Annotated in this window: 24 protein-coding genes and 5 pseudogenes; 16 read left to right on the forward strand and 13 right to left on the reverse strand. The window is 45.2% G+C overall.

What is annotated here, in order from left to right:
* Window positions 1-16 precede the first annotated feature (16 nt).
* Window positions 17-670 (reverse strand): annotated as a pseudogene (locus EA26_RS02695) (IS630 family transposase); the annotation flags it as partial.
* 4 nt (window positions 671-674) lie between these two features.
* Here EA26_RS02695 and EA26_RS21850 point away from each other — a divergent pair.
* From EA26_RS21850 to EA26_RS02725, 7 genes are all read left to right on the forward strand, one after another.
* Window positions 675-839, forward strand: a complete 165-nt coding sequence (locus EA26_RS21850) for a hypothetical protein (protein WP_160173451.1) — start codon at window positions 675-677, stop codon at window positions 837-839.
* 372 nt (window positions 840-1,211) lie between these two features.
* Entirely contained in the window at window positions 1,212-1,799 is a 588-nt protein-coding gene (gene ssuE, locus EA26_RS02700) for an NADPH-dependent FMN reductase (protein WP_052079609.1), read from the forward strand.
* Between the two features lie 127 nt (window positions 1,800-1,926).
* On the forward strand, window positions 1,927-3,279 hold the full coding sequence (locus tag EA26_RS02705) for an LLM class flavin-dependent oxidoreductase (protein WP_039423640.1): 1,353 nt from the start codon (window positions 1,927-1,929) through the stop codon (window positions 3,277-3,279).
* Between the two features lie 17 nt (window positions 3,280-3,296).
* Window positions 3,297-4,139, forward strand: a complete 843-nt coding sequence (locus EA26_RS02710; RefSeq protein ID WP_081947023.1) for an ABC transporter permease — start codon at window positions 3,297-3,299, stop codon at window positions 4,137-4,139.
* A 97-nt stretch (window positions 4,140-4,236) separates the two neighbouring features.
* Entirely contained in the window at window positions 4,237-5,199 is a 963-nt protein-coding gene (locus tag EA26_RS02715; protein WP_039423643.1) for an ABC transporter substrate-binding protein, read from the forward strand.
* A gap of 10 nt (window positions 5,200-5,209) precedes the next feature.
* Window positions 5,210-5,980 carry an ABC transporter ATP-binding protein gene (locus EA26_RS02720; protein WP_039423646.1) on the forward strand — a complete coding sequence of 257 codons (771 nt, stop codon included), beginning with the start codon at window positions 5,210-5,212 and terminating at the stop codon, window positions 5,978-5,980.
* Between the two features lie 93 nt (window positions 5,981-6,073).
* The gene (locus EA26_RS02725; RefSeq protein WP_039423649.1) at window positions 6,074-6,937 is read left to right on the forward strand and encodes a TauD/TfdA dioxygenase family protein; all 864 of its coding nucleotides are present in this window, start codon (window positions 6,074-6,076) and stop codon (window positions 6,935-6,937) included.
* Window positions 6,938-7,015: 78 nt separating this feature from the next.
* Here the strand turns inward: EA26_RS02725 and EA26_RS02730 are convergent, their stop codons facing one another.
* The 6 genes from EA26_RS02730 to EA26_RS02755 all read right to left on the reverse strand — a co-directional run bounded on the left by EA26_RS02730 (window position 7,016) and on the right by EA26_RS02755 (window position 12,546).
* Complete coding sequence (locus tag EA26_RS02730; RefSeq protein ID WP_039423651.1) at window positions 7,016-7,978, reverse strand: LysR substrate-binding domain-containing protein; 963 nt, start codon at window positions 7,976-7,978, stop codon at window positions 7,016-7,018.
* Window positions 7,979-8,007: 29 nt separating this feature from the next.
* Window positions 8,008-8,916, reverse strand: a complete 909-nt coding sequence (locus tag EA26_RS02735; RefSeq protein ID WP_407701083.1) for a sulfate/molybdate ABC transporter ATP-binding protein — start codon at window positions 8,914-8,916, stop codon at window positions 8,008-8,010.
* A gap of 152 nt (window positions 8,917-9,068) precedes the next feature.
* Window positions 9,069-9,899, reverse strand: coding sequence for a sulfate ABC transporter permease subunit CysW (cysW, locus tag EA26_RS02740; protein WP_197057384.1), 831 nt, complete (start codon window positions 9,897-9,899; stop codon window positions 9,069-9,071).
* 41 nt (window positions 9,900-9,940) lie between these two features.
* Complete coding sequence (cysT, locus tag EA26_RS02745; RefSeq protein WP_039423654.1) at window positions 9,941-10,789, reverse strand: sulfate ABC transporter permease subunit CysT; 849 nt, start codon at window positions 10,787-10,789, stop codon at window positions 9,941-9,943.
* Window positions 10,790-11,806 carry a sulfate ABC transporter substrate-binding protein gene (locus EA26_RS02750; protein ID WP_039423655.1) on the reverse strand — a complete coding sequence of 339 codons (1,017 nt, stop codon included), beginning with the start codon at window positions 11,804-11,806 and terminating at the stop codon, window positions 10,790-10,792.
* A gap of 176 nt (window positions 11,807-11,982) precedes the next feature.
* Window positions 11,983-12,546 carry an RBBP9/YdeN family alpha/beta hydrolase gene (locus tag EA26_RS02755; protein WP_052079611.1) on the reverse strand — a complete coding sequence of 188 codons (564 nt, stop codon included), beginning with the start codon at window positions 12,544-12,546 and terminating at the stop codon, window positions 11,983-11,985.
* Window positions 12,547-12,778: 232 nt separating this feature from the next.
* Here EA26_RS02755 and EA26_RS02760 point away from each other — a divergent pair, with 232 nt between their 5' ends.
* The 4 genes and pseudogenes from EA26_RS02760 to tnpC (EA26_RS02775) all read left to right on the forward strand — a co-directional run.
* Window positions 12,779-13,759, forward strand: coding sequence for a sigma-54 interaction domain-containing protein (locus EA26_RS02760; RefSeq protein WP_052079613.1), 981 nt, complete (start codon window positions 12,779-12,781; stop codon window positions 13,757-13,759).
* Between the two features lie 244 nt (window positions 13,760-14,003).
* Window positions 14,004-14,324, forward strand: a complete 321-nt coding sequence (gene tnpA / locus EA26_RS02765; protein WP_039423657.1) for an IS66 family insertion sequence element accessory protein TnpA — start codon at window positions 14,004-14,006, stop codon at window positions 14,322-14,324.
* The gene (gene tnpB, locus EA26_RS02770; RefSeq protein WP_039423660.1) at window positions 14,321-14,674 is read left to right on the forward strand and encodes an IS66 family insertion sequence element accessory protein TnpB; all 354 of its coding nucleotides are present in this window, start codon (window positions 14,321-14,323) and stop codon (window positions 14,672-14,674) included. Before tnpA (EA26_RS02765) ends, tnpB (EA26_RS02770) begins: the two co-directional genes overlap by 4 nt.
* 59 nt (window positions 14,675-14,733) lie before the next feature.
* Window positions 14,734-15,597: pseudogene (gene tnpC, locus EA26_RS02775) on the forward strand (IS66 family transposase); the annotation flags it as partial.
* 30 nt (window positions 15,598-15,627) lie between these two features.
* Here the strand turns inward: tnpC (EA26_RS02775) and tnpC (EA26_RS02780) are convergent.
* Genes tnpC (EA26_RS02780) through tnpA (EA26_RS02790) form a run of 3 tightly spaced genes read right to left on the reverse strand, consistent with a single transcriptional unit; the run spans window position 15,628 to window position 17,890 of the window.
* On the reverse strand, window positions 15,628-17,160 hold the full coding sequence (gene tnpC, locus EA26_RS02780; RefSeq protein ID WP_039423663.1) for an IS66 family transposase: 1,533 nt from the start codon (window positions 17,158-17,160) through the stop codon (window positions 15,628-15,630).
* A gap of 59 nt (window positions 17,161-17,219) precedes the next feature.
* A complete protein-coding gene (gene tnpB / locus EA26_RS02785) occupies window positions 17,220-17,573 on the reverse strand; it encodes an IS66 family insertion sequence element accessory protein TnpB (RefSeq protein ID WP_039423669.1) in 354 nt (117 codons plus the stop codon).
* The gene (gene tnpA / locus EA26_RS02790; protein ID WP_039423672.1) at window positions 17,570-17,890 is read right to left on the reverse strand and encodes an IS66 family insertion sequence element accessory protein TnpA; all 321 of its coding nucleotides are present in this window, start codon (window positions 17,888-17,890) and stop codon (window positions 17,570-17,572) included. Before tnpA (EA26_RS02790) ends, tnpB (EA26_RS02785) begins: the two co-directional genes overlap by 4 nt.
* A 476-nt stretch (window positions 17,891-18,366) precedes the next feature.
* Here tnpA (EA26_RS02790) and ltrA point away from each other — a divergent pair, with 476 nt between their 5' ends.
* The 4 genes and pseudogenes from ltrA (at window position 18,367) to gdhA (ending at window position 22,563) form a co-directional block, all read left to right on the forward strand.
* Entirely contained in the window at window positions 18,367-19,854 is a 1,488-nt protein-coding gene (ltrA, locus tag EA26_RS02795) for a group II intron reverse transcriptase/maturase (RefSeq protein ID WP_052079615.1), read from the forward strand.
* A 27-nt stretch (window positions 19,855-19,881) separates the two neighbouring features.
* Window positions 19,882-19,989: pseudogene (locus tag EA26_RS22560) on the forward strand (DUF4277 domain-containing protein); the annotation flags it as partial.
* 79 nt (window positions 19,990-20,068) lie between these two features.
* Window positions 20,069-20,977 carry an IS5 family transposase gene (locus EA26_RS02800; protein WP_039423675.1) on the forward strand — a complete coding sequence of 303 codons (909 nt, stop codon included), beginning with the start codon at window positions 20,069-20,071 and terminating at the stop codon, window positions 20,975-20,977.
* Between the two features lie 233 nt (window positions 20,978-21,210).
* Entirely contained in the window at window positions 21,211-22,563 is a 1,353-nt protein-coding gene (gene gdhA / locus EA26_RS02805; protein WP_039423677.1) for an NADP-specific glutamate dehydrogenase, read from the forward strand.
* A gap of 75 nt (window positions 22,564-22,638) precedes the next feature.
* Here gdhA and EA26_RS22140 read toward each other — a convergent pair.
* A pseudogene (locus tag EA26_RS22140) lies at window positions 22,639-22,776 on the reverse strand (OsmC family protein); the annotation flags it as partial.
* Window positions 22,777-22,832: 56 nt separating this feature from the next.
* A pseudogene (locus EA26_RS20205) lies at window positions 22,833-23,147 on the reverse strand (IS5/IS1182 family transposase); the annotation flags it as partial.
* Window positions 23,148-23,358: 211 nt separating this feature from the next.
* On the opposite strand from EA26_RS20205, the gene EA26_RS02810 reads away from it, so the two are divergent.
* A complete protein-coding gene (locus tag EA26_RS02810) occupies window positions 23,359-24,189 on the forward strand; it encodes a Tn7-like element transposition protein TnsE (RefSeq protein WP_226978292.1) in 831 nt (276 codons plus the stop codon).
* 271 nt (window positions 24,190-24,460) lie between these two features.
* On the opposite strand, the gene EA26_RS02815 is transcribed toward EA26_RS02810, so the two are convergent.
* Window positions 24,461-24,991 carry an MltR family transcriptional regulator gene (locus tag EA26_RS02815; protein ID WP_039423679.1) on the reverse strand — a complete coding sequence of 177 codons (531 nt, stop codon included), beginning with the start codon at window positions 24,989-24,991 and terminating at the stop codon, window positions 24,461-24,463.
* Window positions 24,992-25,008 lie beyond the last annotated feature (17 nt).

The following is a 25,008-nucleotide window of genomic DNA, read 5'->3' on the forward strand; positions in this document are numbered from 1 at the left end:
CCCAGTCTATACCGAATTAACTTGAAGATGCAGGCTTAAGAACCTGAAAATTATCATTAATTCGAGATGCCAAAGAGCCTGCGATCTCTGGAAGAGTCACAGCAAAAAATTGGTCTATTGCCGCCTTGAAGTCCTGCTTTCTTTTGAAGTAAACGTTGTTCCTCGACTTCTCATTCATTACTTTCCATAGCCGCTCTATTGGGTTGAGGTTTGGGCTGTAAGGTGGAAGATAATGCAGTTCAATATTAAGGACAAACGCCGCATCTTTGACTAAGTCACTGCGGTGATATCCCGCACCATCTAAGATGATGTGGAGCTTGTTATTTAATGGATAACGCTCTCTGATTTGGCAGAAGAAACGGGCGATACTTTCACTGTTTATGCTCTCGTAATCATTAATGATAGTGCCGCCAATATCGGTAAGATTCAAAGCACCAATGAGGTTGAGACGACTTCGACTTCCCGTTGTTTCAACCGATTTATCTTGCCCTGTTCGTATCCAACCATGAGATATTTTGGTCGCTTGAGTTGGGTGAACGGCATCGATAAATAGAATCGACTCGTCCTTGCTACAGCTTGCCTTTAGAGCTTCATAAGCCTCTATGAATGCTAGCTGTTTTGCTTCATCAAACTTGTGTGGAACACCTTTCGGTTGCTTGTAGCTAAAACCAGCGGTGAAAAAAGGTAATAGTGAACTGAAAAATTGGGTTAACCAGCAATTGATTGAATTAGGAGAGCAGCATTACTTACTAGAGTTATATGATCGCTATGTGCGTGATCGTTTACCAGAAAATACTGATCCTTATGACGTAATTGTTGAAGTTCATCCACAGAGCTGAAGGTAGTAAGCTGGAAAAATACAATCATCTTCAGCTTTGCTGCCAGTTTCAATTATTCTATAGAGTGGAGTTAATTCACCCGTGCCTTACCGAATACCTAAGTCGGTAAGGCATATCTATTGAAGAGCGGTTAATGCAATAGTGAGAATATCGTAAGCGCCAAGGCAACCGCATTATTGTTAACTCAGGCTACATCAGTATAACAGTGGCCTTACCTCCCAATGAATCAGAACGATTATATCGGGGACGCTAAAACTGTATCCAATTTTAGTTGTCCACTACAATATAATTTTTTCAGAAAACATTATATTTTATTGTTAGTTACTTTTTGAATAAGTGTTCGTTATCCTGTGTTTTTTATAGGAGGACAATATGAAAATACTTCTTATTGGTGGTAGCACTACCCTAGGCTCTAAATCAGAGATCTTACTGGATTATGTGGAGAAAAATTTAATTAACCACGGTGGAGAGATTAAAAGATATCGTCCGCAAAGTTTTAATGCCAGTGAGTTGGTTAGCTATGATTTCAGTAGCCCTGATATTATAAGTTTTCAATTGTCAGTAAAGGAGTCGGATATAATCTTTATATCCACACCCGTTTATCAAGCTTCGTACAGCGGAGCCTTAAAGCTCTTACTGGACTTGATCCCACAAAATGGTTTGTCTAACAAGGTGGTTATCCCGTTAGCATCTGGAGGCTCTAATGCCCATTTGCTGATGCTAGATTACGCACTGAAACCAGTACTATCCAACCTAGGGGCTTCGCATTTACTCCCATCCATTTTTGCTACTCCACAAGATTTTATTAAGCAAAGTGATGAAAATATTCTGCTAAGTGAATCAATTAAACGGCGATTGGATGAATCCATTTCTCATCTATTTCAATATTTCAATAATGAGACAATTATATTCAATGCATTTCGAGCTAAGCCTAATGAAATTGTCATGAAATTAGCATAGAAACTCTCGTTCTAATTTGCAGTTATCCATTGTTGCTAGGCAAATATACATACCTGAATTGATTGTTTATCAACTTGAATAAAATGAATTATTTTGGCTGTGGTTATTTAGGAAAAAGGGAATACACATGACAAGAAAAATCAAATTAGGCGCATTTCTTCCAGGAGGAGGCCAGCACATTGCTTCATGGAGACATCCTGATCAACCTGCTGATGGCGCAACCAATTTTGAGTTTCATAAGCAGTTAGCGCTGACGGCTGAGCGCGGGCTATTCGATGCGTACTTTTTGGCTGATGGATTAGCGGTATCTCTGGGGGGAGTAACGGAAGGCGGCTTTGCGCGCGTAGCGGGTTTTGAACCCGTCACACTGTTCGCTGCTTTGGCGCCAATCACTAAGAATCTGGGCTTTATCGCTACAGCGTCAACGACGTATGAAGAGCCATACAATCTGGCACGAAAATTTGCTTCACTGGATCTCATTTCATCAGGCCGAGCTGGGTGGAACGTGGTGACGACGGCCACTGATGCGGCTGCGCATAACTTCAACTTAGAAACTCAGCACCCTCATGCATCCCGCTATGCTCGAGCCAGAGAACATGTCGATGTCGTAAAGAAACTGTGGGATAGCTTTGAGGATGATGCGTTTATTCGAGATAAAAAGTCAGGCGTGTTTTATGACGCGCAAAAGGTGCATCGAACCGATCATGCAGGCGTGCATTTTAAGGTGAAGGGGCCTTTGAATATCCCACGCTCTCCTCAGGGGCATTCGGTCATCGTTCAAGCTGGTCAATCGGAAGATGGCCGGGCGTTAGCGGCTGAAAGCGCAGAAGTGATTTTCACGGCTCAGCAGCACCTTTCGACCGCTCAGGAGTTTTACCGGGATATTAAGCTGCGAGCGAAAGCACAAGGGCGGAATCCAGACCATATTTTGGTTATGCCTGGGGTTGCCCCGTTTGTTGGACGTACCGAAGCAGAAGCGTGGGAAAAGTATCATCAGTTGACATCATTGATTGTTGAATCCGATGGCGTTTCTCTGCTCAACGGTTTAACTGGTGGAACACTGGATCTGTCGCATTATGATTTGGATGGCCCGCTACCGAATATTCCGTTAACTGAAGGTATGAAATCACGTCAGGTATTACTACGCGAAATTGCCGATGAACATCAATTCACGATTCGCCAACTGTATGAATGGGTTGCTACAGCGCGTGGACATTATACCGTTGTCGGAACTGCCGAGCAGGTTGCGGATCAACTACAAACGTGGTTTGAGAACGAAGCGGCGGACGGGTTCAATATTTTACCTCCCTATCTACCGACTGGTCTGGATGACTTTGTGGAGTTAGTGATCCCTGAGTTACAAAAACGTGGGTTGTTCCGTACGGAATATGAAGCGACAACGTTGAGAGGAAATCTGGGGCTACCTCTGCCAGTGAATCGTCATGCGAAAACACAAAAAGACACAGAGCAAGCCGCTTAATGGGAGAGGAGCACAGTATGTTAATTTTGATCAAAAATATATCATGGCGACGTTGGTATCGGGATAACTCTCATGCCGACTCAAGAGAATTCGGGCATCAGCGACGGTTTAAATTCATTGCGGAATATGGGTTGCTGATGCTCTTTTTCGCTGGTTGGCAAATAGCCAGTACACAAGGCTGGCTAAACGCTGCGGTCATTCCACCTTTAGATCGTATTTTTGCCGCATTATGGCAGGGCATTTCATCTGGTGCGCTATTAGACGATATCGCAATCAGCCTGCAACGGGCCGGTATCGCATTTCTTTCCTCTGCTCTGGTTGGCATCCCATTAGGTCTAGTGATGGGGCAAATTCGTATCGTAGAACGTGCATTAGACCCTATCCTGCAATTGTTCCGCCAAACTTCGGCTCTGGCGCTCTATCCGGTATTTATTCTGCTTCTTGGGCTGGGTGAGGCGTCTAAAGTTTTTGTTATTTTCTGGTCATCTCTGTTCCCATTGCTGCTGGCAACCATCAGTGGTGTGAAAGGTGTGGATAGCAAACTTCTGGAGATGGCGCGAACATACGGTGCATCACCATTGACTCTTTTTACCCGTATCATTCTGCCGTCTTCCATCCCTTCAATATTCGTCGGATTAAGACTATCGGCGACATCTGCGTTGTTATTGCTCATCGCCTCAGAAATGATTGGTGCTAATAAGGGCATAGGATTTCAGGTGATGAATGCTCAGTACAATTTTCAGATCCCTTCCATGTTCGCGGCCATCTTTCTATTGGCCTTTTTAGGCATATCTGTGAATTTCGTATTGGTGCGTTTACAACGTCGATTGTGTCGTTGGCACAGCGCATATGCACACTGAATGCTCAAGTCCACCATGTAACTCAATGAAATAGAAAAAGAAAAGTAATCAGGCACAACGTGCCACAGTAAAGTGCTCAGATTGAAAAGGATTTAAAATGAAGAAAATATCAAGAGTTGTAGCCGCGTTTGCCACATTGATCAGTTTGTCTCTACCAGTTGTTGCACAAGATAAAGTTGTTTTCCGGAGTTTATCCAGCCATGGCAGTGTATCGGCCCATGAACTGGCACAGGAGCTAGGGTATTTCGACAAGACGAATGTAGAAATAAAAAATGTCGGGTATGCAGGTGGAGGTCCAGAATCGCTGTTTGCTTTGGCGTCGGGCAGTGTGGACATTGGTGGTGCAGCAACCCCTGCCGTCATTAATGCAGTTGCGAGCGGCAATGCATTTTTGGTCGCCTATCCAGAAAATGGTATCAACAAACAAACGCAATCGCTCTTTACCGTATTAGAGGGGAGCCCGATTCGATCTATCAAAGACATTGCTGGTAAAACCATTGCAGTGAATACGTTAGGTGCGCACCTTGATTATACCGTCAGAGAAGCGCTGCGCTCAGTTGGGTTGCCACCAGATGCAGCAAATTTGGTGGTGGTCCCCGGCCCTCAATTGGAACAAGTACTGCGTTCTGGGCAGGTAGATATTGCCGCATTCGGCTATTGGCAGACAACGTTTGAAGGTGCCGCACGATCACATGGTGGGTTGAGAAGTGTGTTTGGGGATACGGATGTCTTGGGGAATATTGCGGGCGGTTTTACCGTACTGCGAGAAGATTTTGTGCAGCGACATCCTCAGGCAGCAAAACAGTTCACATTGCAATCAGCAAAAGCGTTGGATTTTGCCAGAGAGAATCCTGAGGAAACGAAAGCCGCCATTGCCCGCATTTTGAAAAAGCGTGGGGAAAACCCAGACATCGCGCAATACTTTGCCGGCTATGGAGTACGTGCGGGAGGGTTACCTGACAAACAAGATCTGCAATTTTGGATCGATGTGCTGACACGAGAAGGCCGAGTTAAGCCCGAGAGTATTGATGCTCAGTCTTTGATTCTAAGCCTGAACTAAGAGGTCACCTATGGCAAATCTACATCCGCAAGAACGAGGGGCCATTTCGGTGCGCAATCTCAGCAAATCCTTTGTCCTCAACGGGCAGCGGCTCAACGTATTAAACAACCTAAATATTAACCTTAAAGCAGGGAAAGTGTTGGCGATTGTCGGACCAAGTGGGTGTGGAAAAACGACATTGCTGCGGCTACTGGCCGGGCTTGAGGAGCCTGATAAAGGCGAGGTGACGATTGATGCTCAACCTGTACATGGGCTAGGACGTGAAAGAGCAGTGATCTTTCAGGAACCGAGGTTGTTACCTTGGCTGTCGGTACTCGATAACGTCAGTTTTGGTCTGGAAGTTCAAGGGGTCTCTAAAGAGAAAGCCAGAGAAGTGGCACGAGATACCTTGCGATTAGTGAAATTGGCAGAATTTGAGCACGCTTGGCCAGGGCAACTATCAGGCGGCATGGCTCAGCGTGTAGGGATTGCCCGAGCTCTGGCGGTTCAGCCAGAAATTTTGTTACTGGACGAGCCGTTAGGGGCACTGGATGCCATTACGAAAATTAAGATGCAGGAAGAGTTAGTGCGTATATGGCAGGAAGAAAATATCACCATGATTCTGGCGACCCATGATCTGGAAGAGGCGATCTATCTTGCGGATCAAGTGCTGATTCTGCCCAAAGAACAGGGTGGTAAGCCGAAACAACTGGATATTGATTTACCTCGTCCTAGGGAACGCTCGCAGCAAGACTTTGTCTTTTTGCGGCAAAGCCTGATGACCGAATTTGGCTTGCACTAACTCTAACTATCCCCTTCATTTGTACATTCTGACGATACCGAACAGATAGGACAGAAGGGGATGACCATCAAATTTCTATGAGGGAGCAAAAGGATGTCAACGACAACCACCCAATCCTTTACCATTACACCACTGCGCTATGCGTTAGGAGCGAAAATATCCGGGATTGATATGAATCGACCGCTGACTCACACACAGTGGAAACAACTCCAGGCGGCCTCGAATCAATACCATGTTCTGATTTTTCAGGGTCAAACTTTGTCTGATCAAAGCTTGTTTGATTTTGCGACCTATTTTGGTGATGTATTTATCCCGCCAGCAGATGTGCCAGTCTTAGCTTCAGATGCACAGGGTAACGTGCCCTCCGTGGTGCCTGTTTCGAATAAGCAAGGTGGTCATACCGGGAATGTGGAATTGCATCCTCATATCGACCATCTCTGGACTCCGAGACCATCGAAAGCGTCGTTTCTTTATGCCGTACAAGTGACTCAAGATGGAGGGCAGACTACATGGTATAACTTACAAAAAGCATGGGAAGCACTGGATACGAAAACGAAAAAGCAGATCGCGGCATTATCTCTCGTCACGTACAACCCTTTTTTGAACGAACCAGGTGAACAAAGACCGCTGTATCGGGACAACAACATCCCCACCAAAGGGAAGGGGTACGTGCACCCATTAGTACTGACGCATCCTGAAAGTGGGAAGTCGTCCCTCTATCTCAGTGCCGATACTGAAGTGGAAATTCCCGAGCTTGATAATGAGGCTGGAAAAGCGTTAATTGAAAGGTTACGCGTACATACATTCAGCGCCGAGTTTGCCTATCAGCATCAGTGGCAAGTCGGAGACGTTGTTTGGTGGGACAATCGTTCTACTGCTCACGCTAGATCTTCGTTTCCATCAGAGCAAATCCGAGATTTACGCCGCGTCAGCTTGGCTGGTTCTCGACCCGTGTAATACTCAGCCAGACAGAAGGATTGTAAAAGGGAGTGCCACACAGCACTCCCTTTTACAATACAGTGAGTCATTGAAGTCTTATATCTGGTAGTTGAAACCTGCATAATTTAATGCTGATTTATCTCGGTAGATTTCAGAGTGGATATCATCTAGTGACAATGAGGGGTTACATAAGTTGAGGAAAAAATGAGTATAGTCGGGTTGTAGTTTATGGCTCTTGACGCCCAACCAGACCGTATTGGTGGCGAAAAGGTGAGATGCATCAATACGCACTAGTGAGCTGTCTTCGTCAGAATGGATGGCTTTTTCAGCAATAATGCCGACCCCCATTCCTAAGGACACATAGGTTTTAATGACATCAGAATCTTGAGCACTCAGCACGATTTCTGGCTGCTGCTCTTGAGTGGCAAAAGCACGATCAATGTTACTTCTTCCGGTTAACCCTCGATGATAGGTAATCAACGGCCATTGCACCAATTGTTCTAACGTCAAGTTTTCTTCATCCGCAAGAGGGTGATTGCTCGGTGCAATGACTCGATGATGCCACTGGTAGTACTCAAAAGTGGCGATTCCCCCATTTTCAGCCAAAAGTTCACTGGCAATCCCAATGTCTGCTTCGCCATTTTGTACCATGGTGAGGATGTCTTTAGGGCTGCCCTGATAGATCACCAATTTTACTAGTGGATAATGCACTCGAAATTCTTTGATCACTTCAGGTAGAGCGTAGCGAGCCTGTGTATGGGTTGTTGCGATCACTAATTTCCCAACTTTGGGTTGTGCAAAATTTTGCGCTAACCGTTTGATGTTGGCTGCTTCATTTAGAATCTTTTCCGCCATCACCAGTAAGTCCTCACCAGGCTTTGTCATGCCCAATAGACGCTTTCCCTTACGGACATAGAGTAGCAGCCCTAATTCTTCTTCTAATTCTTTGATGTTACGGCTAACACCAGATTGAGAAGTATAAAGTGCATTCGCAACTTCAGTCAGGTTAAAGTTCTGTTTAACGGTTTCTCGTACAATTCTAAGTTGTTGAAAATTCAATATGGCATTCCTTTATTGTGGGCGACTCACTAGGCAAATTGGGACACAGTTTTTGGCGTCAGCCACAGATGTGTCTTAGCTTGGATTTCGTCTAGTACGGGATCATGACTGGATAGCTCCACTTCCACCAATTGCTGGTTATCTAAGCTGTAAGCTTCCAATCGAACCATGTTCCCTAGCGCTAATTTGCGCGCGACTGTCACGGGGATGGCATCTGGCCGATGTTCCGTATTTACAGCAAAATCATGAGGCCGACAGTAGACTCTCTCGGTTTGCTCTCCATGAGTTGAAACAACATCGCTCGGAGTAAAAGAAAGACCGTTGGAGCCTTCGAGATACAAGCGGTTGGATGAACCGACAAATTGGTAAACAAACTCGGTGCGTGGTGTTCGGTAGATTTCTTCAGGCGTGCCAATTTGCTCGATTTGCCCCTTGTTCATCACCACAATGTGATCAGCAACTTCCAACGCTTCCTCTTGATCGTGAGTCACAAATAAGCTTGTGATATGCAGTTCATCGTGCAGTTTTCGTAGCCAGCGGCGCAGTTCTTTACGCACTTTTGCATCCAGCGCCCCAAAGGGTTCATCCAGTAGTAACACTTGTGGCTCAATGGCTAACGCTCTTGCTAAGGCTACCCGTTGACGTTGACCTCCAGACAGTTGCGCTGGATAACGATCAGCCAACCATTCCAACTGCACCAGTTCCAGCAGTCGGTTTACTTTCTGTTTAATGGTGGATTCATCAGGACGACTGGCTTTAGGTTTAGCGCGTAGGCCAAAGGCCACATTTTCAAAAATAGTCATGTGGCGGAACAGCGCGTAGTGTTGAAACACAAACCCGACTTGACGTTCACGGATGTCCAATCCGGAAACGTTTCGTCCCTGAATATGAACACTACCTGAGTCAGGGCGCTCTAAGCCGGCGATGACTCTTAACAGGCTGGTTTTTCCACAACCTGAAGGGCCAAGTAGTGCTACAAGCCCCCCCCACTGGGAAACTCAATACTGACGTTGTTTAATGCGGTAAATTGTCCAAAATGTTTGTACAGTCCTGAAACTTGAATACTCATAATGATGCCTATTGAATTCGGTTATTTTTCTTGGTGCAAATTGCGTTGCAAAATTTCTTTAATGATCAGGGTGACGATTGCCAATAACGCTAATAGAGAGGCGCAGGCAAATGCCGCCGTAAATTGATATTCGTTGTAGACCACTTCAACATGGAGCGGCAGAGTGTTCGTGAGTCCGCGGATATGCCCAGATATGACGGAAACCGCGCCAAAGTCGCCCATTGCTCGGGCGTTACACAAAATGACGCCATAGAGCAATGCCCACTTAATGTTGGGTAGAGTGATTCGATAGAAAATCATCCAGCCGGACGCGCCTAATACTCTGGCCGCTTCCTCTTCATCGGTGCCTTGTGACTGCATTAGCGGGATCAGTTCACGGGCAATAAATGGAAAAGTGACAAAAACCGTTGCCAACACGATACCAGGAACCGAGAACGCAATCTGAATGCCATACTGCGCCAGTGTTTCACCAAACCAGCCTTCACTGCCAAACAGCAGAATGAAAATAAGGCCTGCAATGACGGGGCTGACGGAAAACGGGAGATCAATTAACGTCATCAATAAGCGTTTACCGACGAACTCAAACTTTGTTACCGACCAAGCGGCTGCCAGACCGAAAATCAGGTTTAAAGGCACAGCTATAGCGGCAACGAGTAGGGTCAGTTTGATCGCGCTAAGGGCATCGGGTTCAGTAATCGAGGCCAGATACACATGCCATCCCGAACGAAATGCTTCATAGAGCACCATCAAAAGAGGAAGAATGAGAGTAAAGACCACAAAGACTAATGCAATTGCGGTTAAGGTTTTTCTCACCCAAGCCCGTTCGGTTGTTGCAGACGGATGTACTGTCATGGTGGGCCGAGGTGAAAGAAGACCTTGAGTCGTGCTTTGGTTCATGCCATTACTCCTTGATGTTTTTTCTCACGCAGCTCCAGCCAGCCTTGTAAAGTGTTAATCACAAAAAGCATGATCAGAGAAAAAGCCAACATGGCACAAGCGATGGCTGTCGCGCCAGGATAGTCGAACTGCTCTAGTTTGGTGACAATCAGTAGCGGGGTAATTTCAGAAACAAACGGTAAGTTACCCGCGATAAAAATCACTGAACCGTACTCGCCCACACCGCGAGCAAACGCTAAGGCAAAACCTGTCAGAAGTGACGGCAGGAGATGCGGAATAATCACACGGCGGATGGTATACCAACGGCTCGCTCCCAAAGCAGCAGCAGCCTCCTCCAGCTCTTGCTCAAAATCTTCCAAAATCGGCTGCACCGTTCTGACGACAAACGGAAAACCGATAAATATCAGCGCTAGTGTGATCCCCAACGGGGTATAAGCCACTTTGATTCCGGCTTGCAATAAAGGACCGCCAATAGGGCCGTTTGGGCCGTAAATTGCGACTAATGCAATGCCCGCTACCGCTGTCGGTAAAGCAAATGGAAGATCAATCAACGCGTCAACAATTCGTTTGCCACGAAAAGAGTAACGTACTAGCACCCATGCGACTAAAGAGCCAAAGATCAAATTGATCAATGCAGCCACAAAAGCAGCACCAAAGGTGAGCTGATAAGAGGCAACGACTTGCGGATGTGTCACGACCGCCCAAAATTGTGACCAACTGAGAGTCATGGTTTTACCCACGAGTGCCGCCATCGGGAGTAAAACGATCAACCCGAGATAAAACAGGGTGTAACCCAGACTCAATGAGAGTCCGGGGATCACTGAATATTGTTTGAATCCTCTCATTTATTTTTGACCCGGTTGGTAAATTTCATCAAACACACCACCGTCATTGAAATGCGTTTGTTGTGCTTGTTGCCAACCACCAAATTCGTCATCAATCGTGATCAGATGGACATCGGGAAAGCGAGCCAGGTCACTTTTCTCTGCATATTGAGGGCTTACTGGACGGTAGAAATGTTTCGCTGCTAATCTTTGTGCTTCAGGGCTGTAAAGGTATTCAAGATAAGCTTGAGCTTCTTTGGCTACACCATGTTGCTGTGCATTTTTGTCAACGACAGTAACAGGAGGTTGGGCTAGGATACTGATAGACGGTACGACGATTTCAAATTCACTGGCACCTTGTAGCTTCTCTGTGGTCAGCAAAGCTTCGTTTTCCCATGCGAGCAGAACATCACCAATACCATTACGAACAAAGGTGTTTGTTGAGCCTCGCGCGCCTGAGTCAAGAACCGGAACATGCCTGTACAAATCTCTGACAAATTGGCGGATTTTTGTTTCATCCCCATGATACTGTTTAGCCGCATAAGCCCATGCGGCCAAGTAGTTCCAACGTGCACCACCGGAGGTCTTGGGGTTAGGAGTAATGACTTCAACGCCGGGCTTGATCAAGTCTCCCCAGTCTCGAATATTTTTGGGGTTGCCTTTGCGTACCAGAAAGACGATAGTCGAAGTATAAGGTGCGCTAGCATGAGGGAGCTGGTTTTGCCAATCGGCATTGAACAGTTGCGTACGAGCTTGTACAGCATCAATATCGTAGGCTAGAGCCAGCGTTAGAACATCTGCTTTTAGGCCATCAATCACCGCTCGAGCTTGTTTACCTGATCCTCCATGTGATTGACGGATCTGAACATCAATTCCCGTTTTTTCTTTGTAGTCTTGGCTGAAACTTTCATTAAACTCACGGTAAAACTCTCGCGTTGGATCATAGGAGACATTGAGTAAGGTCTTGGTCTCTGCCCACAATTGCCCGCTAAAGCCTGCCAATGCGGCGATCAAAGTTATTCCCACTATTTTTTTCATAACGATTCCTTTTGGATTGAGTATTGAGTCCTTATCTCAATTACAAAAAGAATGCCAGTTTTTAACTTATTGATTTAAATTGTTAATTTTTATTTGTTATATTAAATTTCATTTTTATAACAAAAAAACCACTAAATACAGTGGTTTTTCATTGAATAAATGGACGATATTCATCTTTATGGTTGTGTGATGTCAATGAGGCTATCAAGGAGCATCTTTACTTTGGGATAGGGGCCATGTCCAGACTCAATATTAATATGCCCGGCATATCCAGCGTTGTGAAACAACATTCCCCACTTTAATGACAACTCGTGTGCGTCCTTATAATCCATCCACGGATCATTCTGGGAAGCAACGATGAGTCCAGTAATTCCTAGCGGCTTATCTGGTAGAGCGGTTGAAATGGTTGGGGAAGTTGGAAAATCATTGATATGTCCATCTTCCGTGAAGCGAAAGGGAGAGGCTGGCGCAACAAGTAAAGCCGCATTCACCATGTGTCTATGCTGTTTTATTGCCAGTGCAGCAGCAAGGCAACCAAAACTGTGAGCAACAATGGTCACAGGGTGTGTTTGCTGAGCAAGATACTCGCTGATGTGTGCAGACCAATTGAAAAGTGCGGGTTGGTGATAGTCAATGGCCTTGAGACGCTGCGCATTAGGATATTGTTTTTCAATCCAAGTTTGCCAGTGGCCTCTCGGGCTGCCTTTGTAGCCAGGGACGATGAGAATGTTACCTTTCATAGTTCATTTCCATATTGTCTTTGAGATGTAGCTGTCCCCAATCAGATCTTGTGCCATTTTCTCCTGCTAGATAATCACCCTCCAGTAAGTTACTGATAAATAATGACTATTTGTATTGTTTTCAATCTTTAATATAACTTTTTATTCGATTTAGTAATTAAAAATCATTTATAAATAACATTTATTCCATTTAATCTCGCTGATAATCTCTGAAATCGATGGAATGGTTACCATGATTATTGGATACAACAAAGGTTTAAAACGTGCGATACGTGAAGTTGAATTGGTCGCACAAACGGACTCAACTGCATTAATTCTTGGCGAAACAGGCTCGGGAAAGGAACTTATAGCGCGTTATATTCATCAACACTCCTCAAGAGCTAACAATAGTTTCATTCGTGTAAACTGTGGTGCTATTCCGTCGGAGCTGATTGATTCAGAGCTTTTTGGCCATGAAAAAGGGAGCTTTACTGGGGCCTCATCGCAAAAAAAAGGTTGGTTTGAAAGAGCGAACGGTGGAACCCTTTTTTTAGACGAAATTGGAGAATTGAGCCTAGCGGCACAGGTTCGTTTGCTTAGGGTGCTTCAAGAAGGGACTCTAACGCGTGTTGGTGGAGAACAAGAGATCGATGTGAATGTCCGTATCGTTGCAGCAACGCACCGAAATCTGGAAGAGTCAGTTAAAGACGGTATCTTTCGTGAAGATCTTTGGTTTCGAATTAATGTTTTTCCTATTCGTTTACCAGCGTTGCGAGACAGAATAGAAGACATTGCTGATTTAGCAGAGTACTTTGCTCAGAAAGCATCCAATAAACTAGGCCTTCCGTTGGCCTTACCCACAGAGTCACAAATTAGTTACCTGAAAAAATACGAGTGGCCTGGTAACGTGCGGGAGCTTCAGGTCATCATTGAAAGAGCGGCAATACTGGGTCAAGGTGCATTTTTGGCGATAGAAGAATCGCTCGTTCTTCCTCAGGCATCTATAGACAATAATGGTAAGGTTGCTAATCAGGTAAGAGAACCAATACGTACAAATGGCGTTTTTCTGACTTTAAATGAAGCGTTAAAGCTGCACATTACTAAAGCGTTAGTTCATTGTCATGGTCGAGTTGAAGGTCCATTTGGGGCGGCACAACTGCTGGCAATTAATCCGAATACGCTTCGATCAAAAATGAAAACTCTGGGAATTGGCAAAACGAATTACTTTAAGTAGATATTGGTTCTGTGGAGTAAACAACTTATATGTAACTGAGTGTCTTGTCCTGAACTGTTTCACGGCTTGCAATCGCCCCAAAATCTTACTAGATGAAGGCACACTAATCGATCAAGTCATGACATGTAGTCAAAACTGTCATTTCGTTTATGAGTCAGTACATTGTAAGCGCATCATAAACCCCGCATTCTAATCGTCTAGCCCGAATAATAAGATCAAACCTCCAACCCAAAGGAGATTTGAAATGGCCAAACGACGCACTAACCAAGAATGGCGAACCCTGTTCGAACACTATGAATCCAGCCAGTTATCACAACGATTATTCTGTGAACGTAACGGACTGAGCCTCTCCACTTTTTACGCTAAGCGCCAACAGTTAAAGCACTGCGAAAAACCGAACACGGTTGGCTTTGTTAAAGCAGAAGTCGTTGAAAAGACGACAAAGTATCAAGCCACTCACGTTGTCGTTGCCAACATGACACTACTTGTAAACAGTGTTGAACTGAGCATTCCGCAAGGCACGCCAGCGGCCTATCTCGCAGAGCTTATCGGTGCGTTATCATGAAACGCATGCTCAGCGCTCCAAAGATTTACTTGTATCGTGAAAGCGTCGATTTTAGAAAGTCCATCAACGGCCTCGCTGCGATTATCGAAAATGACACCGACTTGCCCTTGGGCAGCGGCGCACTGTTCCTGTTCACCAACAAACAGCGCGACAAAATCAAAGTGTTGTACTGGGATAAAACAGGCTTCGCTCTTTGGTACAAACGTCTTGAAAAAGCGAAGTACAAGTGGCCATCAAAAGAGAAAAACGAGGTATTTACCCTAACTCAATTCGAGCTTGATAGACTGCTTTCTGGCTTCACGATTATCGGCCACAAACCCGTCATAATAAACGATTTTACAATGACTTAAGCGATAATAAAGTCTTATCCACCAAGCATTAACGGCATGATTTTAGTATCATCAATGCCATGAAAAAGACGCCAAATATCAACCCAGAAAGCCAAGATGTTGCCGAGCTACAAGCGATGGTGAAAGCACTGTTGGCGTCAGAAATCCAATTGAAACAAGAGCGCCAGTCGCTGCTTGAACAGCTTAAACTTGCCTTCGACCGCCAGTTCGCTAAACGCTCAGAGGCATTAAGGCCTTACGATGAATCCCAAGGTGACCTCTTCAACGAAGCGGAATGTGAAGCCGCTAAGGAAGAAGAGGTTGACGTTGTCACAACGACCACCACAAAGAAGAAACGCGGTAAACGTCAGCCCCTGCCAAAGAGCTTGCCTCGTGAGGTTATCGAACTCGATTTAGACGACAATGAAAAGCAGTGCGCTTGCTGCCAACATAACCTGCATAAAATCGGTGAAGACCGCAGTGAAAAGCTTGAGTTCACGCCAGCGGTACTCAAAGTGTTGGAATATGTTCGTCCTAAATATGCTTGCCGCCAATGCGAGCAAACTCAGGACAACAGCCGCATTGTTCAAAAGCCAGCGCCGCAAAGTATTATCCCTAAGAGCTTCGCCACAGAAAGCTTGTTGGCCAATATCATCCTCGGCAAATACCAATACGCGATGCCACTTTATCGACAAGAGTCGTTGTTTACCCAGTCGGGTATCGAGCTATCACGAACCACTATGGCAAGGTGGATTATCCAAGTCAGTGAAAAGTTCGCCCCGCTTTATGCGGCCTTGAAAGCGCACCTACTTGAGCAAGTGGTGATTCAGGCGGATGAAACGCCGCTCAATGTCCTCAAAGAAGATAAACAGTGTTACATGTGGCTCTACTGCTCGGGCGCGGACTCGCCAGATGCCGCCCTCCCTAATGTGAGAAATATCGTATCCGCCCCATGATCCCACGGGGCGATATTGTTAGTGTTTGAAGTTCCAAGGCAGGAGTGCATCGATATCAGGTTCCGCTTTCGCTAACTCCTGCATGCACTTGACCATGTAGTCGTAAAGGATAAGGCCGCTGGCTTTCGCTGTCTCGACGATACTGTAAAGCATCGCGCTCGCTTCCGCTCCATTGGGATTGGTCGAGAAGAGCCAGTTCTTTCTCCCAATAACCAGCGGTTTTATTGCGCGTTCAGCACGGTTATTGTCTATCGATAAGTGACCGTCATCGATATAGCGAATGAGCTTCGGCCACTGACCGAGCGTGTATTTTATCGCTTTACCCAGCGGGCTAGACTCAAGCACTTTCTGAGTTGTCATCCATTCATAAAGCTCATCCAGTATCGGCTTAGCATGCTCTTGGCGCTCTGCTTTCCGTTTTTCGGCACTGGCACCTTTTAAGCGGGATTCTATCCCATAGAGTTTCTGGATTTTGGCCAGCGCTTTATCCGCTTTGCCTGACTTACCTTTGCCTTGAAGCTTTTTCGCGTCCATGAACTTGCGCCGAGCATGCGCAAAGCAACCGACATTGGTGACTCGATGAAGCCCATCATAAACACCATAGCCATCGGTTTGCAGATACCCATCATAGTCGCCCAAGAAGGCAACAGGGCACGACCTCGCGCGACTGTTTTGATAGTCATACAAGACGATATTTTTTACATTGGGCAGTGCGGCATCTGGCGAGTCCGCGCCCGAGCAGTAGAGCCACATGTAACACTGTTTATCTTCTTTGAGGACATTGAGCGGCGTTTCATCCGCCTGAATCACCATTTGCTCAAGTAGGTGCGCTTTCAAGGCCGCATAAAGTGGAGCGAACTTCTCACTGACTTGGATAATCCACCTTGCCATGGTGGTGCGCGAGAGTTCGATACCCGACTGGGTAAACAACGACTCTTGTCGATAAAGTGGCATCGCGTATTGGTATTTGCCGAGGATGATATTGGCCAACAAGCTTTCTGTAGCGAAGCTTTTAGGGATAATACTTTGCGGCGCTGGCTTTTGAACGATGCGGCTGTTGTCCTGAGTTTGCTCGCATTGGCGGCAAGCATATTTAGGACGAACATATTCCAACACTTTGAGTACCGCTGGCGTGAACTCAAGTTTCTCGCTACGGTCTTCACCGATTTTATGCAGGTGATGTTGGCAGCAAGTGCACTGCTTTTCATCGTCGTCTAAATCAAGTTCGATAACCTCACGAGGCAAGCTCTTTGGCAGGGGCTGACGTTTACCGCGTTTCTTCTTTGTGGTGGTCGTTGTGACAACGTCAACCTCTTCTTCCTTAGCGGCTTCACATTCCGCTTCGTTGAAGAGGTCACCTTGGGATTCATCGTAAGGCCTTAATGCCTCCGAGCGTTTAGCGAACTGGCGGTCGAAGGCAAGTTTAAGCTGTTCAAGTAGGGATTGACGCTCTTGTTGCCACTCATTTTTCTCCGACATCAGCACTTTCACCATCGCTTGTAGCTCGGCAACATCTTGGCTTTCTGGGTTGATATTTAGCGTCTTTTTCATGGCGTTGATTATACTAAAATCATGACGTTAACGCTTGGTGGATAAGAGTTTATTATCGCTTAAGTCATTGTAAAATCGTTTATTTCAATGGGTTTATGGCCGATAATCGTGAAGCCAGAAAGCAGTCTATCAAGCTCGAATTGAGTTAGGGTAAACACCTCATTTTGCTCTTTGGAAGGCCACTTGTACTTGGCTTTTTCGAGGCGCTTGTACCAAAGAGCGAAGCCTGTTTTATCCCAGTACAACACTTTGACTTTATCGCGCTGTTTGTTGGTGAATAGGAACAGCGCACCACTGCCCAAGGGTAAGTCGGTGTCACTTTCGATAATCGCCGCGAGGCCGTTGATGGACTTTCTAAAATCGACGCTTTCGCGATAGAGATAGATTTCGGGAGCACTGAGCATACGTTTCATGACAGCGCACCGATAAGCTCTGCGAGATAGGTCGCTGGCGTGCCTTGTGGGATGCTCAGTTCAACATCATTGACGAGCAGGGTCATATTGGCAACGGCAACGTGAGTGGCTTGATACTTTGTGGTCTTTTCAACGACTTCTGTTTTAACAAAGCCAACCGTGTTCGGTTTTTCGCAGTGCTTTAACTGTTGGCGCTTAGCGTAAAAAGTGGAGAGACTCAGTCCGTTACGTTCACAGAATAATCGTTGTGATAACTGGCTGGATTCATAGTGTTCGAACAGGGTTCGCCATTCTTGGTTAGTGCGTCGTTTGGCCATTTCAAATCTCCTTTGGGTTGGAGGTTTGATCTTATTATTCGGGCTAGACGATTAGAATGCGGGGTTTATGATGCGCTTAGAACGCTAGGCAAAGCTGGCGAATAAATAATGGGTGGAAGTCCCATCTCAGTAAGGACTAACCATCCGCTGGGTCCTCGAGCTATGCGCTGAGTGTGGGTAACTGCATTAGTGAAGTGTTAGTAGAGGCATCTGTAGGCTAAGTATTGAGCCACGAAATTCAGTTTGGAAGTGGAGATGTTGTTAAGCGAAGCAGAATCCAATAGTGACAAGAGCGTAATTTGGTGAGTTCTTGGGCACACTTCCCGGGGTCGGAGACCTTATGCATACAGAGAAATTTATACGCCGGAACCTAGGAGATCCTATACAGTCCCGGTAAGTATCAACCGGGCATAATTATTGAACCCTCTCAGGCAAGATAAATATGGTATAGGAAGTCGGACAGGATAATAGTACTGATGAAACAGACGAACAAAACTCGTAAAACAGACGCGGAGTCTGCGGAGGGAAGTATCCTGACCAAGGGGAATGGTCAACAGTCTAACCACGGCCAGACACAGAGCTGGATCCCCGTGATGTCAAAGTTGGTGGCCATACGCAAACTCGCAGCTCAAAATAAGACACTGAAGTTTAACAACCTTCTTCATCTTATAACGGAAGAATTGCTCATGGAGTGCTTTTACACTCTCAAGCGTGATTCTGCCGCAGGGATCGATGGGGTAACATGGGATAAATATCAATTATTCTCAAAACAGCTCATCAAGCAGCTATGTGAAGATATTCAATCAGGACGATATAAGCCAAAACCTGCCAGAAGAATTTATATCCCTAAACAAGACGGTAGTCAGCGACCGCTGAATATCCTATGCATTAGGGACAAAATTGTTCAACAAGCAGTCAGTAAAGTTCTAGAATCGATCTATGAGAGCGACTTTATGGGCTTTTCATATGGTTTTCGACCAGAGCGGAATCAGCATCAAGCTCTTGATGCACTGTATGTTGCTCTCAACCGGAGAAAGATAAACTGGGTGCTTGATTTAGATATAACCAAGTTCTTTGATACTGTAGAACATGATTGGTTGATCCAGTTCTTAGAGCACAGAGTCGCAGATAAACCATTGCTCAAAATTATTACCAAATGGTTAAAAGTAGGGTACGTTGATGAACATAACCAGCGAGTTAAATCGCTCCTCGGGACTCCTCAAGGATCGGTGATCTCACCATTGTTGGCAAATGTTTATCTTCATTATACTTTTGATCTTTGGCTGAACCGAGAACGGCATCGAAGTGCAACTGGCGATGTCATCATGGTTAGGTACGCTGACGATGCTGTTATCGGTTTTCAGCATAAAAATGATGCAAATGCGTGTTTAGAGGGGTTGAAAAGACGCCTCTCTCAATTTGGCTTATCCGTTCATCCGGACAAAACCAAGTTGATACATTTTGGACGATTCGCTTTTGAAGACTTTAAAAGAGGGAAAGTTCAAAGACCAGGAACCTTTGATTTCCTTGGATTCACACATTACTGTGACCTGACTAAGAGCCAAAAGGCCATAATGATCAAGCGGAAGACAATCAAAAAGCGACTTATCAGTAAGATAAAATGGGTCAGACAGGAGCTAAAGAAAAGGCTTCACTTACCGCCGTGGAAGGTTGGAAAGTGGCTGAATCAGATTATTCGAGGGCACATCAACTATTATGGTGTCCCAATGAATGGTAGCTCCCTAAATCTGTTTATTACAGAGATCACTAATGCATGGCTAAAGCAACTGCGAAGGCGTAGCCAGCGTCATAAAATGACATGGTCACGTTTTAGGAAATTAGTTGATTACTGGATCCCCAAAGCAAGAATTGTCCACCCTTATCCTGAGCAGCGATTTGACGTTAGACCCAAGGTAGGAGCCGTATGCGTTAGTAGCGCACGTACGGATCTGTGCGGGGGGTAGCGGGTGACCGCTATTCCTACCGCGACCAATGGACTTGGCTTTCATAGCAGAACATTGCACATGTTCTCGGACTTTTTTAAGACCAAGCCTGTGTCTAAGTTACTCGCCAAAGACATTGAAGCACACCACCTTACGGCGTTGTTGCTCAAATCGAATTGAACCTTTTTAGTTCGTAGGGATCTGATCCCATATCAATGATTGAACGAGCAAAGAAATGAGCAAGCCAAAAGCTAAAATCGCAAACTGGAGTGAGTACAACCGTGTATTATGTCAACGTGGTAGCGTGACTTTTTGGATTGATGACTCTGCCATCGAAGCTTGGAAATGTACAAAGCATCACGGGAAGCGAGGTAGAGGTTTTCAATATTCGGATACAGCTATCGAAACCGCCCTTATGATAAAAGGTATTTTCTCTCTTCCTCTTCGTGCGCTTCAAGGCTTCATCGACTCCATTTTTACGCTGATGGATGTTCCTCTCACTTCACCTGATTACACGTGTATCAGCAAACGGTCAAAGACAGTTCAAGTACGGTATCGTAACAAGTCTAAAGGCTGCATTCGTCATATCGCCATTGACTCTACAGGTCTTAAAGTCTTTGGAGAGGGAGAGTGGAAGGTCAAAAAACACGGAAACGAAAAGCGCAGAACATGGCGTAAACGGCATCTTGCTGTAGATGTAGATACGCATGAAGTCATCAGTGCTGAAGTGAGCTTGGTTAATGTCGGTGATAGTGAAGTGCTTCCGACGCTGCTTAATCCATTACGAAGAAAAATAGATTCAGTCTCTGGCGATGGTGCATACGATACGAAGGGTTGCCATAACGTGTTACAAAGAAAAGGCATTACTCCGTTAATACCGCCACGTAAAAATGCTAGCTTCTGGGATGATGGACACCCAAGAAACGAAGCAGTAAAAGCGTTAAAAAGTGATACGTTGGCTCAATGGAAAATTAACTCTGGTTATCACGACCCTTCTCTATCTGAAACGGCAATGTCACGATACAAAGGGCTAACGAGTGGCCAATTGAGCTTAAGGAATTATAATGCTCAAGTAGGTGAAGCGCTTGCCAATGTCAAAGCCATGAACAAAGTAATAGGACTAGGTATGCCAGTTCGAAACTAATGCTGATAGAACGTAGGCAAGATATGTCCTTCACCTGATTTGTTCAACAACGCCATGCGACATTACCAAAAGTTGCAGGCTCACTCGTATCCAGAATTACGGATAATTTTCAGATATTGAAACCTGCATCTTCAAGTTGAATAGGTATAGCCATTGAGAATTGGTCAAAATCACTATTTAATGGTAATGAATTCATATAAACTGATTACTTATTCATATCAAGGAAGAGGACTATGTCACACATACACGATACTATTGTTGCGTTACAACACAGTAGCCCGGCTCAAAAAGAGTTTTACCAAGCCGTAGAAGAAGTATTAACTTCTCTCGCTCCAGTCATAGAAAGCAATAATAAATATAAAGAACAAGCGATTATCCAAAGAATCGTAGAACCAGAACGTCAAATCATGTTTCGAGTTCCTTGGGTCGATGACGCAGGGAATGTGCAAGTAAACAAAGGCTACCGCGTCGAGTTTAACTCCGCGTTAGGTCCATACAAAGGCGGACTGAGGTTCCATCATTCAGTGAACGCGAGCATCATAAAGTTCCTCGGTTTTGAACAGATTTTTAAAAACGCGCTTACTGGCCTTCCAATTGGTGGCGGAAAAGGCGGTTCAAATTTCGATCCTAAAGGAAAATCTGACGGTGAAATCATGCGATTTTGCCAATCATTTATGAACGAGTTATACCGCCACATTGGTCCCGTTACCGATGTTCCTGCTGGCGATATCGGCGTCGGTGCGCGTGAAATTGGTTATATGTTTGGTCAATATAAACGATTGACGGGCCGCTACGAAGGAGTATTTACAGGCAAGAGCCTTCTTTGGGGGGGCTCACTTGTTAGAAAAGAAGCAACGGGATACGGAACCGTATATTTTGCGGAATGCATGCTCAATGACCGTAATGATTCACTAAAAGGCAAAACTTGCCTCGTTTCTGGCGCAGGTAACGTCGCTATCTATGCAATTGAAAAGCTATACCACATGGGAGCAACCCCAGTAACATGCAGCGATTCTAGAGGCACGATTTATCATGAACACGGTATTGATCTGCAGCTCCTCAAGCAACTAAAAGAAGTGAAAAGAGCAAGTTTAGAAGAGTATTTAGACACTTACCCTGAAGCAGAGTATACGCCGTTGGGTGACTATCCTAATGAAGGGCATGCTGTATGGCGATATCAAGCTGACGCCGCATTCCCTTGCGCGACCCAAAATGAACTGACGTCAAACGATGCTCTTGCTCTTATCGATAATGGGTGTGTTTTGATTAGTGAAGGCGCAAACATGCCAACCACTCGTGATGCGGTCAATATCATCGTGGATTCCGAAATGGCTTATGGGCCAGCGAAAGCAGCCAATGCAGGCGGCGTTGCAACCAGTCAGCTTGAAATGGCACAAAATGCCAGCATGCAAAACTGGACCTTCGAGCAAGTCGATAGCCAGTTGCAGACCATCATGAAAAACATCTTTATTAATGCAAACGAAACCAGTCGAGAGTTTGGTCAACCTGGTAATTTAGTTTTAGGCGCAAACATTGCCGGCTTTAGAAGAGTCGCTGATGCGATGATCGAGCAAGGCATCGTTTAGTTCACAGTAGCCAGCAGCCGGACTGCTGGCTTAACACTATTCGGCGATACACTGCGCTTTGACAAAGAGCTTCATTTAATCTGCAATAAGCGTCGTCACTTCAGTTTTAACCGAATTGGCGATAAAACAATTCTCATGAGCCATGTGGTGCATTTTTTCTAATTGAGATCGTGTCGGTTGATTATCACCAGCAAATGTTATCTTAGGGTTTAGTGGGCTTTGATGCGTAATTCAGACGAGAAACCAAACCTCCTAAAGTTGAGCGACTTTTATACAATATACGGAGTTTCAGGCATACCAAGCCCTGTAAGTTTGTTCAGTGCTTTGATCATGGCGTAAGTCTCGCCAACCTGAGCGTTGTAGTTTCTCAGGCTTAATTTTCCACCTAACAACTGTTTCACCCGATACATTGCTGTCTCTGATAGCGAGCGCTTATGATAGCCATACCGCTTTTTCCATTTCTTGTTGGAGCCGTAGAGCTTCTGACAACCTACCGCTAAGTTACGAGGATGCCCTTGTTCCCAGAAGGCTGCTCCTTCTCTTGGTGGGATGAGCGGAACAGCTCGCTTGATCCGTATAGCATTGATGGACCCTGAGGCTCGAACTTCATTTGAAAGTATTCACCAGACAATGATGAGAGAGTATACATCCAATGGACAGTATAAATTTTGGGATTTCTCTTTTACACCTCCTTGCTTAAATAGAACAAAACTAGAAGTGTCAGGGTGGCATGATTGGAACAGTAACAGCTTTTTTATATGGGAAATTAGAAGGGTGGAAGGTTTGCCATCGAGTATGCCTGATGAGCTAGATTTTTATCACCCTGATTTCAAAAGGCAGGTAACAGGTCAAGGTGGCGGAGCTAATTCAGGTCGGCCTAAACGTCCGGAAGAGCACGAACTTGATGATAAGGAAGAGGCTGACCCCGATAAAAAACGTGTTGTTTTAGATACAGAATCAGTTGGCTTGTCATTTCGTAAGCCATTCAAGACTAATCGAGTAACTGATAAAACTCGGAAGGCTAATCGCGGAAAGCCCGATGATAGTGATTCCAATGAACAACTTCCCAATAAGTTATCTCCAAATGGTGATAATGCTACAGGTACAATTGCCGGTGCTGATTATGACGTTTTGAATGACGAAAGTGATGACGTTCATCTGTATGCAAGTAAATTTGAGACTTTCTTTCAGGTGATTGATCGTTTGGAATCTAATTACGGATGTCAAACGTACCGCCATCCGCTGAGAAAATTGCCTAAATTGGCACGATGTACCAAACACATGATGGCGGATGATGCTAATCCGAGGTGTATGGCTGTCGTCAAAGTTACTTATCATGGGCAGGTGTATCATTTTGTTGAAGTTGATACCTCTGATGCGAAGAATTCGATATCGACCATGGTATTAAAGTTAAAAGATAATGTAGCGTTGCTTGAGCAGATCGCTGAGTTAGAAGTTCGACTGCTCAAGAAGTCGCTTGCTTGGCCGCGCGATTATATCTCTCTAATTTGTGGAGATGGTAACTTCAAGGGAATCTCTCATCCTCCTTGTAAACACAAAGGTTGTATCGACCCTGCTGATATTGATAAATGGGCAGGATGGTTTATGGGATGGTTAGATTATTAGTATGATACTTTAATACTTCGATTTTTACGAAGTAGAGCCATTTCTTTCTATCTAGTATGATACTTTATTTTTTTACTAAAACCGCAACCTCATTGCACAATGCGGCTTTAGAAAATTCTTAGTATGAAACTTTATTCCTCTCTCACACGAGGCTCTGGCCTCGGTTTTTTTATGCCTGAGTGTTTGAGCCACAAATAAGGATTCGTACAAAGGCTGGGCGGCGCTGGGACCGCGAGTGGCTATTGAGAGAGGGTTGAGTAAAACAGAGATGTTAGAATGGGCTGTCCTTGCCCAATTCATTGCAGATTTCAACGATGGCCAAAGAGAGACCGGAGCGGATCACTTGTTGCCGACGTTGCAGCTGTAATTGATAAAAGCCAAGATCAATGTCGTCATCGGGTTCATCAACGCGCAGTTGCACCATTCCCATGCTTTTCACTAAATGCAGCTTCTGGATCGCTTCTAAAATGTATGGATCGGTGAATTCGTAATCGGTACCGTCGCTGTTAAGTTTATGTTTGAGCTTAATAATGTCTTCGATGTCGTGATAGCAGTGATCGCCTAGCACCCCAAGGCCAAATAGTAGCTTGAGGCGCACGGAGAGATCGCCAAGCGGTCCTGAATCATGAAGTAACGGGCCAACCACCGACTGAACGGCGAAGTTGTCTTTGCGGAAAATACGTTGGATAAGACCATCAATGGCTTCAGTAAAAATATCTACGGTTTCAACAAAAAAACCTCTGACCGAAGCGGCATTATTCAAGCGTTCTATTATCTCGGTTTCGTTTAGGTTCTCTGCCATATGCTAGGTCAATATAT

The organism is Vibrio navarrensis, from assembly GCF_000764325.1.
Lineage (GTDB): Bacteria > Pseudomonadota > Gammaproteobacteria > Enterobacterales > Vibrionaceae > Vibrio > Vibrio navarrensis.

What these genes read in the sequence shown, in the direction of transcription:
- EA26_RS02715 (WP_039423643.1), top strand. Translation starts at nt 4,237, where the DNA reads ATGAAGAAAATATCAAGAGTTGTAGCCGCGTTTGCCACATTGATCAGT.
- EA26_RS02760 (WP_052079613.1), top strand. Translation starts at nt 12,779, where the DNA reads ATGATTATTGGATACAACAAAGGTTTAAAACGTGCGATACGTGAAGTT.
- EA26_RS02725 (WP_039423649.1), top strand. Translation starts at nt 6,074, where the DNA reads ATGTCAACGACAACCACCCAATCCTTTACCATTACACCACTGCGCTAT.
- EA26_RS02710 (WP_081947023.1), top strand. Translation starts at nt 3,297, where the DNA reads ATGTTAATTTTGATCAAAAATATATCATGGCGACGTTGGTATCGGGAT.
- tnpC (WP_039423663.1), bottom strand. Translation starts at nt 17,160, where the DNA reads ATGAAAAAGACGCTAAATATCAACCCAGAAAGCCAAGATGTTGCCGAG.
- EA26_RS02705 (WP_039423640.1), top strand. Translation starts at nt 1,927, where the DNA reads ATGACAAGAAAAATCAAATTAGGCGCATTTCTTCCAGGAGGAGGCCAG.
- EA26_RS02815 (WP_039423679.1), bottom strand. Translation starts at nt 24,991, where the DNA reads ATGGCAGAGAACCTAAACGAAACCGAGATAATAGAACGCTTGAATAAT.
- EA26_RS02750 (WP_039423655.1), bottom strand. Translation starts at nt 11,806, where the DNA reads ATGAAAAAAATAGTGGGAATAACTTTGATCGCCGCATTGGCAGGCTTT.
- EA26_RS02755 (WP_052079611.1), bottom strand. Translation starts at nt 12,546, where the DNA reads ATGAAAGGTAACATTCTCATCGTCCCTGGCTACAAAGGCAGCCCGAGA.
- EA26_RS02800 (WP_039423675.1), top strand. Translation starts at nt 20,069, where the DNA reads ATGAGCAAGCCAAAAGCTAAAATCGCAAACTGGAGTGAGTACAACCGT.
- EA26_RS02810 (WP_226978292.1), top strand. Translation starts at nt 23,359, where the DNA reads ATGCCTGATGAGCTAGATTTTTATCACCCTGATTTCAAAAGGCAGGTA.
- tnpB (WP_039423660.1), top strand. Translation starts at nt 14,321, where the DNA reads ATGAAACGCATGCTCAGCGCTCCAAAGATTTACTTGTATCGTGAAAGC.
- tnpA (WP_039423657.1), top strand. Translation starts at nt 14,004, where the DNA reads ATGGCCAAACGACGCACTAACCAAGAATGGCGAACCCTGTTCGAACAC.
- cysW (WP_197057384.1), bottom strand. Translation starts at nt 9,899, where the DNA reads ATGACAGTACATCCGTCTGCAACAACCGAACGGGCTTGGGTGAGAAAA.
- gdhA (WP_039423677.1), top strand. Translation starts at nt 21,211, where the DNA reads ATGTCACACATACACGATACTATTGTTGCGTTACAACACAGTAGCCCG.
- cysT (WP_039423654.1), bottom strand. Translation starts at nt 10,789, where the DNA reads ATGAGAGGATTCAAACAATATTCAGTGATCCCCGGACTCTCATTGAGT.
- EA26_RS02720 (WP_039423646.1), top strand. Translation starts at nt 5,210, where the DNA reads ATGGCAAATCTACATCCGCAAGAACGAGGGGCCATTTCGGTGCGCAAT.
- tnpB (WP_039423669.1), bottom strand. Translation starts at nt 17,573, where the DNA reads ATGAAACGTATGCTCAGTGCTCCCGAAATCTATCTCTATCGCGAAAGC.
- tnpA (WP_039423672.1), bottom strand. Translation starts at nt 17,890, where the DNA reads ATGGCCAAACGACGCACTAACCAAGAATGGCGAACCCTGTTCGAACAC.
- ssuE (WP_052079609.1), top strand. Translation starts at nt 1,212, where the DNA reads ATGAAAATACTTCTTATTGGTGGTAGCACTACCCTAGGCTCTAAATCA.
- ltrA (WP_052079615.1), top strand. Translation starts at nt 18,367, where the DNA reads ATGAAACAGACGAACAAAACTCGTAAAACAGACGCGGAGTCTGCGGAG.